Annotated in this window: 16 protein-coding genes; 4 read left to right on the top strand and 12 right to left on the bottom strand. The window is 42.7% G+C overall.

The window, feature by feature from the left end; genetic code table 11:
• Window positions 1–9 precede the first annotated feature (9 nt).
• Complete coding sequence (locus A9260_RS00450; protein ID WP_068695474.1) at window positions 10–3,228, bottom strand: DNA translocase FtsK 4TM domain-containing protein; 3,219 nt, start codon at window positions 3,226–3,228, stop codon at window positions 10–12.
• Between the two features lie 121 nt (window positions 3,229–3,349).
• A complete protein-coding gene (gene lrp / locus A9260_RS00445; protein ID WP_068695097.1) occupies window positions 3,350–3,841 on the bottom strand; it encodes a leucine-responsive transcriptional regulator Lrp in 492 nt (163 codons plus the stop codon).
• A gap of 157 nt (window positions 3,842–3,998) precedes the next feature.
• On the opposite strand from lrp, the gene ald reads away from it, so the two are divergent.
• Window positions 3,999–5,126 (top strand): alanine dehydrogenase, encoded by a 1,128-nt coding sequence (ald, locus tag A9260_RS00440; RefSeq protein ID WP_068695095.1) that lies wholly within the window; start codon window positions 3,999–4,001, stop codon window positions 5,124–5,126.
• A 38-nt stretch (window positions 5,127–5,164) separates the two neighbouring features.
• Here ald and A9260_RS00435 read toward each other — a convergent pair whose 3' ends face one another.
• Both A9260_RS00435 and cysB read right to left on the bottom strand, forming a co-directional pair.
• Complete coding sequence (locus A9260_RS00435) at window positions 5,165–6,364, bottom strand: methyltransferase (protein ID WP_068695093.1); 1,200 nt, start codon at window positions 6,362–6,364, stop codon at window positions 5,165–5,167.
• 50 nt (window positions 6,365–6,414) lie between these two features.
• Entirely contained in the window at window positions 6,415–7,389 is a 975-nt protein-coding gene (gene cysB, locus A9260_RS00430; RefSeq protein ID WP_068695091.1) for an HTH-type transcriptional regulator CysB, read from the bottom strand.
• Between the two features lie 157 nt (window positions 7,390–7,546).
• Between cysB and miaE the strand changes: the two genes are divergently transcribed.
• Complete coding sequence (gene miaE / locus A9260_RS00425; protein ID WP_068695089.1) at window positions 7,547–8,320, top strand: tRNA isopentenyl-2-thiomethyl-A-37 hydroxylase MiaE; 774 nt, start codon at window positions 7,547–7,549, stop codon at window positions 8,318–8,320.
• A 60-nt stretch (window positions 8,321–8,380) separates the two neighbouring features.
• On the opposite strand, the gene pyrF is transcribed toward miaE, so the two are convergent.
• The 7 genes from pyrF to sohB all read right to left on the bottom strand — a co-directional run bounded on the left by pyrF (window position 8,381) and on the right by sohB (window position 14,984).
• A complete protein-coding gene (gene pyrF, locus A9260_RS00420; protein WP_068695087.1) occupies window positions 8,381–9,073 on the bottom strand; it encodes an orotidine-5'-phosphate decarboxylase in 693 nt (230 codons plus the stop codon).
• A gap of 85 nt (window positions 9,074–9,158) precedes the next feature.
• Window positions 9,159–10,328 carry a lipopolysaccharide assembly protein LapB gene (gene lapB, locus A9260_RS00415; protein ID WP_068695085.1) on the bottom strand — a complete coding sequence of 390 codons (1,170 nt, stop codon included), beginning with the start codon at window positions 10,326–10,328 and terminating at the stop codon, window positions 9,159–9,161.
• A gap of 8 nt (window positions 10,329–10,336) precedes the next feature.
• Window positions 10,337–10,642, bottom strand: coding sequence for a LapA family protein (locus tag A9260_RS00410; RefSeq protein ID WP_068695083.1), 306 nt, complete (start codon window positions 10,640–10,642; stop codon window positions 10,337–10,339).
• A 201-nt stretch (window positions 10,643–10,843) separates the two neighbouring features.
• The gene (gene ihfB / locus A9260_RS00405; protein WP_068695081.1) at window positions 10,844–11,128 is read right to left on the bottom strand and encodes an integration host factor subunit beta; all 285 of its coding nucleotides are present in this window, start codon (window positions 11,126–11,128) and stop codon (window positions 10,844–10,846) included.
• Window positions 11,129–11,207: 79 nt separating this feature from the next.
• The gene (gene rpsA, locus A9260_RS00400; protein ID WP_068695079.1) at window positions 11,208–12,878 is read right to left on the bottom strand and encodes a 30S ribosomal protein S1; all 1,671 of its coding nucleotides are present in this window, start codon (window positions 12,876–12,878) and stop codon (window positions 11,208–11,210) included.
• Window positions 12,879–13,000: 122 nt separating this feature from the next.
• Window positions 13,001–13,678, bottom strand: a complete 678-nt coding sequence (cmk, locus tag A9260_RS00395) for a (d)CMP kinase (protein ID WP_068695077.1) — start codon at window positions 13,676–13,678, stop codon at window positions 13,001–13,003.
• A 247-nt stretch (window positions 13,679–13,925) separates the two neighbouring features.
• Entirely contained in the window at window positions 13,926–14,984 is a 1,059-nt protein-coding gene (gene sohB, locus A9260_RS00390) for a protease SohB (RefSeq protein ID WP_068695075.1), read from the bottom strand.
• Between the two features lie 87 nt (window positions 14,985–15,071).
• Here sohB and A9260_RS00385 point away from each other — a divergent pair, with 87 nt between their 5' ends.
• On the top strand, window positions 15,072–15,812 hold the full coding sequence (locus A9260_RS00385; RefSeq protein WP_068695073.1) for a YciK family oxidoreductase: 741 nt from the start codon (window positions 15,072–15,074) through the stop codon (window positions 15,810–15,812).
• A 39-nt stretch (window positions 15,813–15,851) separates the two neighbouring features.
• On the top strand, window positions 15,852–16,538 hold the full coding sequence (locus tag A9260_RS00380) for an SDR family oxidoreductase (RefSeq protein ID WP_068695071.1): 687 nt from the start codon (window positions 15,852–15,854) through the stop codon (window positions 16,536–16,538).
• A gap of 410 nt (window positions 16,539–16,948) precedes the next feature.
• Here A9260_RS00380 and A9260_RS00375 read toward each other — a convergent pair whose 3' ends face one another.
• On the bottom strand, window positions 16,949–17,290 hold the full coding sequence (locus tag A9260_RS00375; RefSeq protein ID WP_068695069.1) for a hypothetical protein: 342 nt from the start codon (window positions 17,288–17,290) through the stop codon (window positions 16,949–16,951).
• Window positions 17,291–17,408: the final 118 nt, after the last annotated feature.

The raw sequence follows: 17,408 nt of genomic DNA, 5'->3' as shown, positions 1-17,408 counted from the left end.
GCAGGCCCATTACATATCTTTAATTGGAGGTGGCGCAATCACTTCACGATTTCCGTTATGCCCTGGAGCGGACACAATGCCTTGCGCCTCTAATTGTTCAACAATACGTGCAGCACGATTATAACCAATCTTGAATCGACGTTGGACACCCGATACAGAACCACGGCGGGTTTCTGTGACGTGTTCTACAACCTGATCAAATAAAGGATCGGTATCTTCTGCACCTTCCATTTTTTCACCCGGAAGCAAGGTCTCAGGTGAAGGTTCACCTTTGGTAATTTCGTCAATGTATTGTGGTTTACCGCGAGCTTTCCAATCATTAACCACCGCATGTACGTCATCATCAGATGCAAACGCACCGTGTACGCGAATGGTGTGACTAGAACCGGGTGGTAAATACAACATATCACCCATACCAAGCAGTGATTCCGCGCCGCTCTGATCCAAGATCGTTCTTGAGTCAGTCTTAGTCGACACTGTAAACGCAACACGGGTTGGTATATTGGCTTTAATCAAGCCAGTAATCACATCAACCGAAGGACGCTGAGTCGCTAATACAAGGTGGATACCTGCCGCACGCGCTTTTTGAGCAATACGTGCAATAAGCTCTTCAACTTTTTTACCAACCACCATAATAAGGTCAGCAAACTCATCGACAATCACAACAATGTAAGGCAATTTTTCTAGCAGTGGCGCTTCTTGGTCCATGCTATCACCCGGTTGCCATAATGGATCATAGATTGGATGACCCGCTTCTGCTGCCATTTTAAGTTTATCGTTAAAGCCTTTTAGGTTACGAACGCCCATCGCCGACATCAATTTATAACGGCGTTCCATCTCACCCACACACCAACGAAGTGCGTTTGACGCATCCTTCATATCGGTAACAACTTCAGATAGAAGATGAGGGATACCTTCGTAAATGGACAGTTCAAGCATTTTCGGGTCAATCATGATGAAACGAACATCATCTGGTGTTGATTTGTACAACATACTCAGAATCATCACGTTTACACCAACAGATTTACCAGAACCTGTTGTACCTGCCACTAATACGTGTGGCATTTTTGATAGATCAGCCACCACAGCATCACCAGCAATATCTTGGCCAAGAACCACCGCTGTTGGTGATTTGTTTTCCAAAAACTGAGGGCTATTAATTACGTCTGACAAGAAGACCGTCTGACGCGTCATATTCGGTAGCTCTAATCCCACATAAGGCTTACCTGGAATCACTTCGACTACTCGCACTGCCAATGCAGATAAAGAGCGCGCTAGATCCATAGATAAACTCGAAATTCTAGAAACTTTGACCCCTGGAGCAAGATCAAGTTCAAATCGAGTTATTACGGGACCGGGGAAGATGCCAACCACTGTGGCTTTGATCTTATAATCCGCAAGCTTAGACTCAACAAGACGCGCAATATTTTGCAGCGCTTCTCGATCAATATTATTTTCACGCTTCTCTGGATGATACAGAAGATCGAGCGTAGGCATTGGGCTAGTCGGTACTGGCAAATTGTCATCTTGGCGCATCAAGAATGGATTTTGTAATGCTGACTCTCTCGCTCTTGCATCAGCAACTTGCTGAGCTAACGCTTGAGCGTCAGTGACTTCCTCAACAATATGATCTTCAGCACTTTGTGCTACAACATTGTTTACATCAGCACTTACTGCATCAACAGTTTCAGCTTCAAAACTGCTTTGTTCAACTTGACTGTCGATGGTTTGAGGGGCTTCCTCAAAGTTCACTTGCTGATGATGGGGCTCTTGTGTTGTTGTATCTAGAGCACTCTCTTGTGAAAGCGGCGCTTGTGCACTTTCTAGCTCGTTGATATCAACGTTTTCTGTTGTGATGTGTTCTGGCTCGGTAATAAACTCAGGAGCGATTTCAACAGCAGAATCTAGATTCGATGCTGCGGCAATCTTCGGCTCATCATCAAGTTCGATAGCATCATTGTCATATTCCACATCATCAAAAGTATGGGATGAAATATTAGGTGTGCTTTTATCATCCTCATCAATATCAAAGTCTGATGCGTGGGTATCCATTCCAAGATCGTGAGTGTGTCCATGAACATTAGAAGCAACAGATGCTGCTGCAATAATTGGCGCTTCACTCATTGGCGTTGCTATTACTGGTGCTGTCGTAACCACTGGCGCTTCAATAATCGGAATATCTGTAGTGCCTGAGTTCCCCTCAGTACTGACATCTACATTATTGGTCGCTGGCGCTTGAGTATTGCTATGCTCGGCGTTTGCATCAATAGATGGGTATTCATCCATTAAAGGATCTGAGTCGACATAATCATTGGCAAGCTGCGCATCACGCTCTAGCTGGCCAATTGGCGCATTTAAGTTATCGGTGCGATTGAAAGTAAAGTTATCCTCTTCACTCTCTTCTGGCATATAGATTTTGTATGGTGCGTCGTCGGTGTCTTTCGCTTGCGATGATCCGTTAGTCGCTGCATTTGCAGAGTCTTGACTTTGTGTACCATCAGCTAAAGGGGCAACATCTGGTGTGGTATCTGCATACACTAATTTTTGGTCATCAAGACGAGTCGGTTCAATAACTTGCTCTTTATCGCCACGCACAAAATTAAGGCAATAGCTGACAAAAGAAAGTGTGCCTTGACCGATGTGCTCGACCATAGACAGCCATGAAATGCCGGTAAACAAAGTAAACGATGCACCCCAGAAGAACAGCAGTACTAACGTAGAACCTAATGTATTTAGCGTTGGCAAAGCAAGGCTTGCGATCACATCGCCTACTACCCCACCTGATGAGAAATACCAAATATCATCAAAGTTAAGATCCGCTAGGCCACAACTTGTGACTATCAGCAATGCACCGCCTAATAAGCGTGTTGCCCAAAGCATTAGATCAATCGATTGAGGATTCGAACGCTTTCGAAACACTATCCATGACAGCGAAACGATAATTGCTGGGACGAAATAGGACAGAACGCCAAAGGTAAATAACAGCGTATCACCTATCCAAGCGCCAAGCAGTCCACCAGCATTGGTGACATCACTGCCCCATGCGGTCTGAGACCACGATGGATCGGCTGGATTAAATGAAATCAGTGACACCGCCATTAGGACGGCAAGTAATACTCCAATAATTAAGCAGCCTTCTCTCAGGCGCTGAATGCCTGACAAATGAGACTGGTATTTTTTTGGAGACGTGTGAACTACTGTTCGAATTTTAGGATTTCTTTTCAACATATCCATTGCATGAGAGTCTTAGTCGGATAAAAGACACGAGCGACAACTGTCGCCCGTGATAACCTTCATTTAAACACATGCAAGGGTAAAAACCCAAATAGAACCTTGGGTATTCAGCAATTTAACGAGTCTTGATGACTAGGTTGTTGGTCTGCTTGACTTCTTCCATCACTACATAAGTGCGAGTATCGTTAACACCAGGTAAACGAAGTAACGTATCACCTAATAATTTGCGATAGGCTCCCATATCTGACACTCGGGTTTTTAACAAATAATCAAAATCACCCGAAACTAAATGACACTCTTGAATATCATCGAGCTTTTGCACCGCAACATTAAATTGCTCAAATACATCCGGTGCGCCTCGATTAAGTGTAATTTCGACAAACACTAATAGAGAGGCGTCTAAATATTGTGGGTTTAACTGAGCGGTATAACCTAAGATATAACCTTGACGCTCTAAACGTCTTACCCTTTCCAGACACGGAGTTGGAGATAAACCAACACGCTTAGACAGTTCTACATTAGAAATTCGTCCATCTTTTTGTAATTCACTAAGAATATTTCTGTCTATACGGTCCAATTCCTTAGACGGTTTATTTACTTCAATCATGGTTTTTCTCCATCTTTTTACTTCCTTGCAACAAGATACACTACAATAATAAGATATTCAGCACTAAAATTTATACAAATAGCTATATACTAGTCGATAACACCCTACATATAACAAAAACATAGATACTATCACTAGAAAACAATAAGGAGTCAGGATGATCATTGGCATCCCTAAAGAGATCAAAAACCATGAGTACCGAGTAGGCATGGTTCCAGACAGCGTGAGAGAAGTTACCTCTAACGGACACCAGGTAATTGTTGAAACTCTAGCCGGTTCAGGCATAGGTTTCAGCGACGATGACTATATCGCAGCCGGTGCATCCATTCTTCCAACCGCAACGGAAATTTTTGCTCAAGCAGAGATGATCGTGAAAGTTAAAGAACCTCAAGCCATCGAGCGAGCAATGCTTCGCGAAGGGCAAATATTGTTTACTTATTTACACTTAGCTCCTGATTTTCCACAAACTGAACAACTAATCAATAGCAAAGCGACCTGCATTGCGTACGAAACCGTGACCGACCGCTTAAATCAACTACCTCTTTTAGCTCCAATGTCTGAAGTTGCTGGAAGAATGTCTATTCAAGCAGGTGCACAAGCATTAGAAAAGTCCAATGGCGGTCGAGGTTTATTACTCGGCGGCGTCCCTGGAGTTGAACCAGCAAAAGTGGTTGTCATTGGCGGCGGCGTGGTAGGTTCAAACGCCGCTAGAATGGCAGTCGGTATGCGGGCTGATGTCACTATCCTAGATCGCAATATTAACACTTTAAGAACATTGGATGAGGAATTCCAAGGAAGAGCGAAAGTAGTTTATTCGACTGAAGAAGCACTAAATCGCCACGTACTTGACGCTGATTTGGTTATCGGCGCGGTATTAATCCCTGGCGCGGCCGCACCAAAGCTTGTTACAAAAAGACACATAAAATCCATGAAACCGGGCGCAGCAATTGTTGACGTGGCGATAGATCAAGGCGGCTGCTTTGAAACATCGCATGCAACCACTCATGCCGACCCTATTTATATCGTTGATGACGTTGTTCACTATTGCGTGGCAAATATGCCGGGCGCAGTAGCCAGAACCTCGACCTACGCCCTTAATAACGCAACATTGCCATACATTCTACAACTGGCAAATAAAGGCGTAAAAGCGGCTCTAACAGACGATGCTGGGTTCCTAAATGGTCTTAATGTCATCCAAGGCATGGTGACGTGCAAAGAAGTAGCAGAAAACTTCAATCTTGAATATGTTGAACCTGCTAAAGCAATAGAAATCGCACTGCAATAAGGCGATAGATCGGGATGTAGGGGCTAGGATCTTAAGATCTAGAATGACCCTACTTCCCTTTTCGCGTGAATTAAAATATTCCTAGGCGTGACGCTTTTACTGCAAAATTCACTGACGGTGACCTTGTAACCGTTTTCAATTAAAAACAAAGACTTATCAAAAATCAGCCACATTTCCAATGGTCGATGAAAGGCCATTTGTATTAAGCTTAACTTTTCCATTCGTTGAAAACGTTGCTCGCCTTTCAACTGGTACGCCGCAAAATCACAATCCGGCAAACTAAAGCCTTTTTTATTTGCAGCCCAATCACAAAATGCCTTAAATCCTTCCTGTAATAACGATTTTTTAATGCTGGGGATGGGTTGGTATTCTTTAAAATCTAATTCTTCTGTCAATAATTCATCCAAACCTAACCGATAACTCATTTCTAAAAAACGATGACGCAGGACTCGCTCTCCCCCTGTCACAGTCTCTTGTAAAGGGATTCGTAGCTCTGGCTTGGATAAATGGATTTGCGCATTCTGAGCCACCGCTGACACTGGCTGATAGGCATTGTCTTGTATAAGGTGATAACAACATGGCGCAATAGACAGCGCAGGCAGGCGATAATCAATGGCATGTTTCATCAAAGAAACGTGTAAATCGCCACAGGCATGTAAGGCAACCGCATGTTGATTTGGCTTAAACACTTTTTGATGATCGCAGTTAAAGGCGTCACCTTGCACAAAGGTAACTGGTAGCTCCTGTTTATCGGCTTCTGCTTGCCCATGCTCACACAAAGGGCCCTGCCATTCAAAACTGGTCACCGCTTGCTGTGATTGCTGGGCTAAAATACGTCCTAAAAACCCTTTTCCTGCACACCATTCAAGCCATTGATTACCAGAGTGCGTATTAAGTGCTTGTGCGCCCATGGCACTGATCTGTGACAGTTTTCGCCCGGGGATACCAGAGACTAACCTTGCATCAAGATCTAAAGATTTGACGTCATGCTGATCAATCTGGCACAAAGTATTTAGCTTGTTTAGCTGAGGAAGAAGCTCACTGAGCTGCACATTTAAGCTCGATACATCCTGTTTAAAGTGCTGAACTTGTTGCGCTGATAAACCATCTAACCAATCACCAAGCACAGTATTGCTAAAGCGATGATTAACAGCGTAGCTTTCGTGGAAAGGCTCAAAGCGCCAGAAGTGTTGATGCTCAAAGAGCAGTTGATCGAGAACGGTAAATTGAGTGCGCATGCTTCCCCCTAAAAGGGTATTTTAGAGGGAAGTGACAAGATTAGAAATGATTAACGAATGGGAAGATCAATATCTTTAAACATTTCGTTAATTTCATGATTATTTTTAAGAGAAATAGCCTGCTCTACCACTGGGCGAGTCAGATGTGGCGCAAATCGCTCAACAAAATCATACATGTAACTTCTTAGGAAGGTACCACGTCTAAAGCCAATGCTGGTTGTACTCGCACCAAAGATATGGCTGGCATCAATCGCCACTAGGTCTTTGTCTTGCTCTTCATCGATAGCCATACTCGCGATAACACCGACACCAATACCCATACGTACATAGGTTTTAATGACATCAGCATCCGTTGCCGTAAAGACGATACGCGGTGTTAATCCTGCGGTATTAAACGCAGTATCAAGCTCTGAGCGACCAGTAAAACCAAACACATAAGTCACTAACTGGTAGGCGGCTAAGTCTTCGATCGTGACATGAGATTTATTTGCTAAAGGATGGTCACGAGGAACAACAATAGAACGATTCCAGTGATAGCATGGCAACATGATGGCATCGTGATATAAATGCAGAGCTTCGGTCGCAATCGCAAAGTTAGCCGTACCTTTGGCAATGGCTTGCGACATTTGTGACGGTGTCCCTTGATGCATATTCAGCGATACTTTTGGGTATCGTGAAGTAAAGCCTTTAATCACATCAGGCAATGCATAACGCGCCTGAGTATGCGTTGTAGTGATATTCAGCGTACCCATTTCTGGGTGCGTATGCTCAGAGGCAACGGATTTAATTGACTCAACGCGTGATAGAATTTCACGAGAAATCTTAATTATCTCACCGCCGGCTGGAGTGACTTGCGTAAGGTGCTTTCCACTACGCTCAAATACTTGCACGCCAAGTTCATCTTCCAGTAACCTAACTTGTTTACTGATCCCTGGTTGAGATGTATAAAGACTTTCTGCAGTCGCTGATACATTCAAATTATGATTGACCACTTCTACAATGTATCGCAATTGTTGCAGCTTCATACTATGCCTCATACTCCTTATATATAATTATTAGTTATAACGCTTTTTAGTTATGTTGAATAGTAGTTTCGTTAATTATCATGATATTGAAACCACTATAGACACAACCTCACAATTTTTTTAGGCTACGTCTAGCCATTATTACCTTGGATTTTTCATGTATCAGCAACTCCTTGACCCTATTCATCAATTTCTTAATTGCACTACGCCCACTTCATGGATAAATGAAGCGAAAAAGCCGCAGCGATTACCAATAGTATTAATTGATCATTTATTGTGTGAGCTAAAGGCGGGACAATCTGCGATGTATCTTATTCGTAAATATGCCGCAGATAATAACAGCAAGCAGCAACTACTCGACTGGTTTAAACCCTATGAAGAATTTGCTTATAAGAGAGTGGGTGATCTGGCGAGCTTAAAAGGAAAGAGTAATATCTCAAAAGGCATTATTGCTCAGTCAGATTCACCTTATAGCCAAGATCTTATCGATAAAATGGTGCTACTCATCAAAGAAGAACTGCATCATTTTTATCAAGTATTAGAGATCATGAACAATCGCAATATTGAATATCACCACGTTCCTGCTGGGCGCTACGCCAAAGGGCTTCTCAAACACGTTATCACCCATGAGCCGCAAACTCTTGTTGATAAGTTAATTGTAGGGGCATTTATTGAGGCGCGTTCTTGTGAGCGATTTGCCGCGCTTGCACCGTACATGGATGACGATATTAAAAACTTCTATATCTCACTGCTTCGCTCAGAAGCCCGTCACTATCAAGACTATCTTGCGTTAGCTCAGCAGATTGCAGGGGAAGACATTAGTGAGCGTATCGCCTACTTTGCAAAAGTAGAAGCTGATCTGATTACATCATCAGATAATGAATTTAAATTTCATAGTGGTGCACCGATCGGTGAGGCCGTAACGGTCTAAATAACTGGCAACTGGGGAAAAATTGGAATGCTTTGCATTCCAATTTTTTATTAAAGATGATTAAGCAAGTGTTGCGTTAATATCCGCTAGCACTTGAGCAGGGTTAGCCGCTTGAGTGATAGGACGACCAATCACAAGGTAGTCAGAGCCAGCTTGAATCGCATCAACTGGAGTCATGATGCGTTTTTGATCGCCAACAGCCGAACCTGCAGGACGAATACCAGGGGTAATCAGCTTAAACTCTTTACCTAAGTCAGACTTTAGGAAGCTTGCTTCTTGCGCTGAACATACCACACCATCTAAACCACTATTTTTAGTCAGTGTCGCTAGGCGCAATACCTGATCTTTCGGTGCCACATTTAAACCAATACCGGCTAAATCTGATTGTTCCATACTAGTGAGTACCGTAACGGCAATCAGTAATGGACGGTCTTTACCATACGGTTCTAAAATCTCACGAGAAGCGGTCATCATACGCTCACCACCACTGGCATGAACGTTAACCATCCAAACACCCATTTCTGCAGCAGCGCGTACCGCTTTTGAGCAAGTATTTGGAATATCATGAAATTTAAGATCTAAGAAGACAGAAAAGCCTTTTTGATGGAGTTGCTTTACAAACTCAGGACCAAATAACGTAAACATTTCTTTGCCTACTTTAACGCGGCAAGAAGCTGGGTCAATTCTGTCTACAAAGTTTAAAGCGTCATTTATGTTGTCGTAATCGAGAGCAACAATCACTTTTTGATCCATCGAGGGGTCTCCTAATTGGGGGATAAGGGATAAAGCGCGCCTATTCTAACCTCCTATGAGCAAGAATGTTAGAGCGAAGCACTTTTTATTCTCCGTCTAATCCTCGGATAGGCTTGATACTGCCCCAACTACGACACGAAGGACAATGCCAATGCAGAGCGTGAGTTGAGTAACCACACTTACGGCATCGATGATGCGGTTTTATTTTCAATTGCTCACCCACCATTGCTTGCAGATGGGTCAGACTGTCCTTTGCACTGCCCTCTTCCGCTTCTGCCGCATGATAATCAATCAGGCGATAAAAGCCTTTCATGGTCGGGTTTTTTGTTAGCTGTCTAGTGAGTAACGTTTGTGCGACAGAGATACCTTCATGCTGAGCAACCATTTGCGCCAGCATTAATTCCACCGAAACGCCGGCACCTTTATCCATACAGAGCTTCAAAAACTCAAATAGCTCAGGTTCTTGACCTAAATGATGATAACAGTCAGCGATGTTAGGCAATACCTCACTCACATAGTCTATATCTTGATCTACGATAGACTCGAAATAGCGCAAGCTTTTGGCATACTCTTCTGTCTCCATGTACATTCGGCCAAGCGAGATGTTTGCACGAACACATTTAGAGTCTTCCGATAATGCTTTCTTAAAATATTGAATGGATTTACTGCGTTTACCAAAGGCCTTTTCACTAATTGCTAGCTCACACCAATAATGAGCAATATTTATGCGTGTTTTTTTACTGCCCATCTTAACCAGCAGTCCCGCATAGTGAATGGCATTGCTCCACTCTTTTGTCTGCTGATAGATAGAAACCAGTTGAATCAGTGCATCTCGTTTATGCTCAGGCTCATCAACCAGTTGTTCATAGATTTTTTCAGCGCGATCTAGAAAGCCAGAAACCATATAATCTTTTGCCAATTGCTGCAGCGCAATGTTCTTTTGATCTATGGTCAACTCAGTTCGAGTAATTAAGCTTTGGTGAATCCGTATAGCGCGATCAACTTCGCCACGAGAACGAAACAGGTTGCCCAACGCTAAGTGGGTATCAATGGTTTCATCATCAACTTGCAGTAATTCAATAAAGTGATCAACGGCTTTATCTGATTGCTCTGATAGCAATAGATTTAAGCCATGCATATATTGACGAGAAATTTGGTTTGAGTGTCTTTGAGATTCTTGACGTGCACTGCGCTGACCCATGTACCATCCATAGGCTGCTGCAATTGGTAAAAGTAGAAATAAAAGCTCAAGCATTCAGCGTGTTACTTAACAATAGTATTAGTAACAGAAGTTGAAGGCGTCGCAACAGGTGCGCTCACTTGAGGTGTTAATTTCTTTAACTGGCGATTGAGTTTTCGTACTTTTAACTGAGACTTAAAATACATGCTGCCAAAAATAACGCCCGCCATCACAAAACCGGTGACAAATACAGCACCAATTAAAGTAGAAAGATGAAAGTCACCTTCAGCAAATAGGTAATTAAAAGTCACCACTACTTGATTTTGTGCGCCTAATGCCAATGCAAAAAGAAACAAAATCAACACTAATACGATCTTAATAATTTTCACTATAGCGGCCCTTTTTAATTAGTATACTTGTGTTGATTATGCAGGAATTTGACATCCTACACCATGCTAAATCGATGATAATCATCATGTTAAGTATCTAAAAATTGATTTTTTTGATGTCAAATTTGAGTCATCTTTAAAAGCATAACGAAAAAAACGGCACTTCAAGAGAGAAGTGCCGTTCTTACTTAATTTTTATCATTATAGACTGGCGTTAACACGTTCGCGTAATTCTTTGCCTGGCTTAAAGTGAGGAACAAATTTTCCGTCCAAATCCACTTGGTCACCAGTTTTAGGATTACGTCCCAAACGAGGTTCTCGATAGTGAAGAGAAAAACTACCGAAACCACGAATTTCGATTCGCTCACCACCTTCTAGAGTATCAGCCATATATTCAATAATGTCTTTTACAGCATCTTCAATTTCTTTAGCAGATAAGTGTGTCTGCTCAGCGCACAGTCTTTCGATCAACTCAGACTTTGTCATAGTTTCCCTCATTCACAAATCAAAAAAAGGGAGCCTTGTGGGCTCCCTCTTAGCGGTCAACTTTTAATTAAAAAAGTGATTATTCGCCTTTAGCAGCCTTGAATGCATCTGCCATAGCATTACCGAACCCGCCGTCTTCAGCTTTGTTCAGTGAAGCCATTGCTTCTTGCTCTTCAGCTTGGTCTTTAGCTTTGATAGATAGGTTGATTACGCGGTTCTTACGGTCTACACCAGTGAACTTCGCTTCAACGCTATCGCCAACGCTTAGGATTAGAGACGCATCTTCGATACGGTCACGAGATACTTCAGAAGCACGAATGTAACCTTCAACGCCGTCTACAAGTTCAATTGTAGCACCTTTTGCGTCAACTGCAGTTACAGTACCAGAAACTAGAGTACCTTTTTTGTTGTCAGCAACATAGTTGTTGAACGGGTCGTTTTCCATTTGCTTAACGCCAAGAGAAATACGCTCACGTTCTGCATCTACTGCAAGAACAACAGCTGAGATTTCGTCGCCTTTCTTGTATTCGCGTACTGCGTCTTCGCCAGCAACGTTCCAAGAAATGTCAGACAGGTGAACTAGACCGTCAATGCCGCCTTCTAGACCGATGAAGATACCGAAGTCAGTGATAGACTTGATCTTACCAGTAACTTGATCGCCTTTCGCTTGAATTTCAGCGAATGACTGCCAAGGGTTAGCTTTACATTGTTTTAGACCTAGAGAGATACGACGACGTTCTTCGTCAATCTCAAGAACCATAACCTCAACTTCGTCGCCTACGTTCACAACTTTAGAAGGGTGGATGTTCTTGTTAGTCCAATCCATTTCAGAAACGTGAACTAGACCTTCAACGCCTTCTTCGATTTCAACGAAGCAACCGTAGTCAGTTAGGTTAGTAACACGACCTGTAAGTTTGTGACCTTCAGGGTAACGCTTAGCGATAGCTACCCATGGATCTTCGCCAAGTTGCTTAAGACCTAGAGAAACACGAGTGCGCTCACGGTCAAACTTAAGAACTTTAACTAGGATCTCGTCACCAACATTTACGATCTCAGATGGGTGCTTAACACGTTTCCAAGCCATATCAGTGATGTGAAGTAGACCATCTACGCCACCAAGGTCAACGAATGCACCGTAGTCAGTAAGGTTCTTAACGATACCTTTAACTTCAGTACCTTCTTGTAGAGTCTCAAGAAGTTCGTCACGCTCAACACTGTTTTCAGATTCGATAACAGCACGACGAGAAACAACAACGTTGTTGCGCTTCTGATCAAGCTTGATTACTTTGAACTCTAGCTCTTTGTTTTCTAGGTGAGCAGTGTCGCGGATAGGACGTACGTCTACTAGAGAACCTGGTAGGAAAGCACGGATACCGTTAAGTTCAACAGTGAAACCGCCTTTAACTTTACCGTTGATGATACCAACAACAGTTTCAGCTTCTTCGTAAGCTTTTTCAAGTACGATCCAAGCTTCGTGACGCTTAGCTTTCTCACGAGAAAGTTGAGTTTCACCGAAACCATCTTCAACAGCATCAAGCGCTACGTCTACTTCGTCGCCTACTGCAACTTCAAGTTCGCCAGCAGCGTTCTTGAATTGTTCTGCAGGGATAGCAGACTCAGACTTAAGGCCAGCATCAACAAGAACGAAACCGTTCTCGATAGCTACTACAGTACCCTTAACGATACTACCTTGTTGGAATTCAGTTTCGTTTAGAAACTCTTCAAAGAGTTGAGCAAAAGATTCAGTCATTTATTAGATCTTCAATATTTAAACGTCCACGGGCATCCTGCCGCGAGGGGTTGATAAATTCGCCGGTCATCATCCTTGGGACCAACGTACCATAATGCCCTGACTTCCTATTTAGGAATGCATCAAGACAATTTAGATTCGATAAATTGTAAGGCTTTCTCTACGACTTCATCAATAGAAAGTTCTGTAGAATCAAGCACTAAAGCGTCATCAGCCGGACGTAAAGGCGCAACTTTTCGGTTGCGGTCACGATAGTCTCGTTCTTGGATCTCGCTTAAAAGGTGGTCAATACTAACCTCTAAGCCCTTGCCTTGCAACTGATTAAAGCGTCTTTGAGCTCGCTCCTGGGCACTTGCATCAAGGAAAATCTTCGCGACTGCATTTGTAAATACAACCGTTCCCATATCACGACCATCTGCAACAAGACCCGGCTCTGCTTGAAAAGCACGCTGACGGCGTAATAGCGCCTCACGAACACGCGGTAAAGCCGCCACTTTCGATGCCGCCATACCCGTTTCTTCTTTTCTTAGTTCGCCCGAAACATCTTCACCTTCGAGGATAACCTGAACCAAGTCACCCTGCGCGATGAACTGCACATCTAAGTGCGTCGCAAGAGGAACTAAAGCATCTTCAGATTCAAGATCCACACCATGGTGAATCGCCGCGAGTGCCAATACACGATAAATCGCGCCAGAATCGAGTAATTGAAAGCCTAGTTTGTTAGCCAACATCATACATAAAGTGCCCTTACCTGCCCCACTTGGGCCGTCTACGGTAATGACAGGAGAAAGAGAAGACATAGTTACTCCAGATGTTTTTCTTTTGTTGTGGGTCTTTGCCCTAAGTGCGCATCAATGAACGCGGGCATATTATAGAGGTTATTACCGCAGGGCGCGAGCAATAACATTGAAGAATATGGGCAGTCACTTGTGATATAGAGCATCAACATTATCTGGAGAGCTCCGTGCTATAAAGAAGGAGGAAACTAAATAACAAAAAGGCCAACCACAAAAGGTCGGCCATGATTAATTTGAACAAGTAATCAGATTAAACAATCGGTCTTTGACCTCGTTGAACCCATTTTAGCAACACTGAATCTGTCGCCTCAGCCGCCGCTTTGCCAAATTTATCAGCTAGCTTTTTCTTTTGTACATACTGAACGGCAAGTACGGTTTTATCTTTACACGCTTCAATCACCAGATCGTCAGACGTTTGCACTTTATCTATTAGGCCTAGAGCCAAAGCTTGTGAACCATACCAATGCTCACCAGTGGCAACATTATCAAGTTCTAACGCAGGGCGACGCTCACGGATAAAATCTTTAAACAAGTCATGAGTTTCTTCTAGCTCTTGTTTGAATTTATCGCGCGCTTTGTCCGTATTTTCACCAAACATAGTCAAAGTACGTTTGTACTCACCTGCGGTCACTTGTTCAAATTCAACGTTGTTCTTTTTAAGCAACTTATGAAAGTTAGGAATTTGCGCAATCACGCCAATAGAGCCAACGATAGCAAATGGCGCTGATACAATTTTATCCGCCACACACGCCATCATATAACCGCCACTTGCCGCGACTTTATCAACCGCAATGGTCAATGGAATGTTGGCCGCTTTAATACGATCTAGCTGAGAAGCGGCTAGACCATAGCCGTGCACCATGCCGCCGCCAGATTCAAGACGAACTAACACTTCGTCACCGTCACGAGCACACGCTAACACCGCGGTAATTTCTTCGCGAAGTTGAGTAACTTCTTTGGCATCAATGCTGCCATTAAAATCCAAAACAAATAGATGAGATTTACGTTTTGAGTCAAGCTGGCCATTTTTAACCGCTTCTTTGATCTCTTTAGTACGTGCTTTCTCTTGTTCTTTTAGTTCTTTTTTCGCTGCTTTATCTCGCGCTTTAATGAAAGCTTCATCATGTAGATGATGTTCCATTAGCTCAATATTATTCTCGTGAAGTTCAGAAAGGTTGGTGACTTCAAGTGAACCTTTCGCGCCACCTTTAGATGAAGCTGATTTAGCAATGACTATGATTGCAATAATAGCGGCGACAAACGTAACAATTTTGGCCAAAAACAAGCCGTAGTCTAACAAAAATTCCAATGTCTTATCCCTGAAGATGATTATTGTTGTATTGTAACCCTCTATTCCTATTCGTTAAATCAAAACCGCATTAAAAGGATTCAGATTGTGGATTACGCAGTGGCAACTGACGCTTTAAAAGACAAAATCATTCTCGTAACAGGTGCTGGAGATGGCATTGGAAAACAAGCTGCACTTTCTTATGCAGAGCATGGGGCGACGGTTATCTTACTCGGTCGTACCGTGACAAAACTTGAGCAAACATACGACGAAATCATTAATGCTGGCTTCCCTGAGCCGGCGATTATTCCATTAGATATGCAAGGTGCAACTAAGCAGCATTACATTGATATGGCAGAAACTATCGAAGGCCAATACGGCAGACTTGATGGCCTACTGCACAATGCTGGGATCCTTGGCATGATCAGCCCGTTTGACCAAATTGAAGAAGATACCTTTGATGAAGTCATGCAAATCAATGTCAAAGCACAATTTATTATGACTCAAGCCTTGCTGCCTATTATCAAAAAATCACAGTATGGACGCATTGTGTTTACCTCCTCGACCGTCGGGCATATGGGACGTGCGTTATGGGGCAGTTATGCCATCTCAAAATTTGCCACCGAAGGTATGATGCAAGTACTCGCTGACGAGTTAAGTAATACGCCAATACGAGTTAATGCGATTAATCCCGGCGCAACACGCACCTCAATGCGTGCGGGTGCTTACCCTGCTGAAGATGCTGACACATTAAAAACGCCTCTTGATATTATGCCGCTCTACTTATACTTAATGAGTGAGCAAGCAGACGCCATCACAGGTTTGTGTATAGACGCTCAACCAAAGTAATATCGTTAACTCACATCATCATTAATAAAAGGAAAGGCCATGCGCACCATTTTAATCACCGGAGCAAACCGTGGAATCGGTTTTGGCCTAACTGTTCACTATTTAAAGAAAGGCGCACAGGTCGTCGCCACTTACCGTGATGAATCCACCAGCGATCCGCTGTTTGATTTAATTCAAACCTACGACAACTTGCACATAAGACAACTTGATGTGACGGATTACGCTGCCGTCAAACGTCTTGCCAATGAATTCGATCAGTTAGATCTTCTGATTAATAATGCAGGCTACTACGGACCAAAAGGCGGCTCTTTGGGCGATATTGATGTGCAAGAGTGGCGCAAAGTATTAGAGGTGAACACCATAGCTCCGCTTAAATTAGTCGAAGCCTTCTACCCTGCCCTTGAAAAAAGTAATGAAAAGCGCATCGCGATACTCTCATCAAAAGTCGGCAGCATGACAGAAAACACCTCTGGCGGTGGCTACATCTATCGCTCATCAAAAGCAGGCGTTAATTCTGTCATAAAAAGCCTGCACAACGACTTAAACCCACAAGGCTTCACCGTACTCGCCCTTCACCCCGGCTGGGTCAAAACCGAGATGGGTGGGCCTAATGCCCTAATCGAAGTCAATGACTCGGTTAAAGGTTTGGTCAACGTGATTGAAAACTCAACAACGGAGCAATCTGGCGGGTTCTTTAATTATGATGGGCAGAGTATTGCTTGGTAAGAGAACTTAGCATTACAACTAGGGCGAACGCATGAGTGAACACTTATCGACCAATCATGTACATTATCTCCACAAGACGCCGTGAAATCATCCTTGATGGCTTCATTGTGGCATCCATGCCACAAAGACTTGCTCCGATAATGCACATAATTTTGTTCAAAACACGTTCGTTATTTCACCCTGGAATTACAACCTATAACTTTTATTAATTATTAACTAAATTAGCAAAGGTTATAGATTTAGCTATATTTACAACGTCGAGCAGTTAAATAAATAACACAACCACCCACTATAAAATTAAGCTCATATACACTCATTATATTAATAAGAATTATTAAGTAATTGCTAGTAATATCACACAAGAACATTACGATTTAATATATTACATTAGATCTAATTCATTTAAGTAATTAACGTTCTGTTTTCTCACAAATATAGGGTTTCCCTTTTGATGTATCACAATTAAGACCACACTCATAATCACCAGAACGGGTAGCACCTATCATTCGCAATGCATCCAAAGATTCCTCTCTACACTCCTCCAGCGTAGAGAACGTACCTACATCCCTGTCATTCCATAAATTAGCTTTATCAGGATAAACAAAACCCATCCATTCGTCGCTACTAGAGTCAGACGTATCCCAATTCCATGCAATTACGCCGATAACTAAAACAATTACTACTACAAACTTAATAAGTGCAACTATACACTTAATTATAAAATTAAATATATTTTCAATAAAATCAAGCATAGTATCAACCTTAATAGAAACAATACTTATATGTTATACCTATCAATAATTAAAACTAGTATTACAGGGTGTTAATTTTATTTATACTCCATGACTATATGCATTCATTTTCACCATT

This window comes from Vibrio sp. UCD-FRSSP16_30 (genome assembly GCF_001676025.1).
Classification (GTDB): Bacteria; Pseudomonadota; Gammaproteobacteria; order Enterobacterales; family Vibrionaceae; genus Vibrio.
This window is presented reverse-complemented; position numbering and strand designations above follow the sequence as displayed.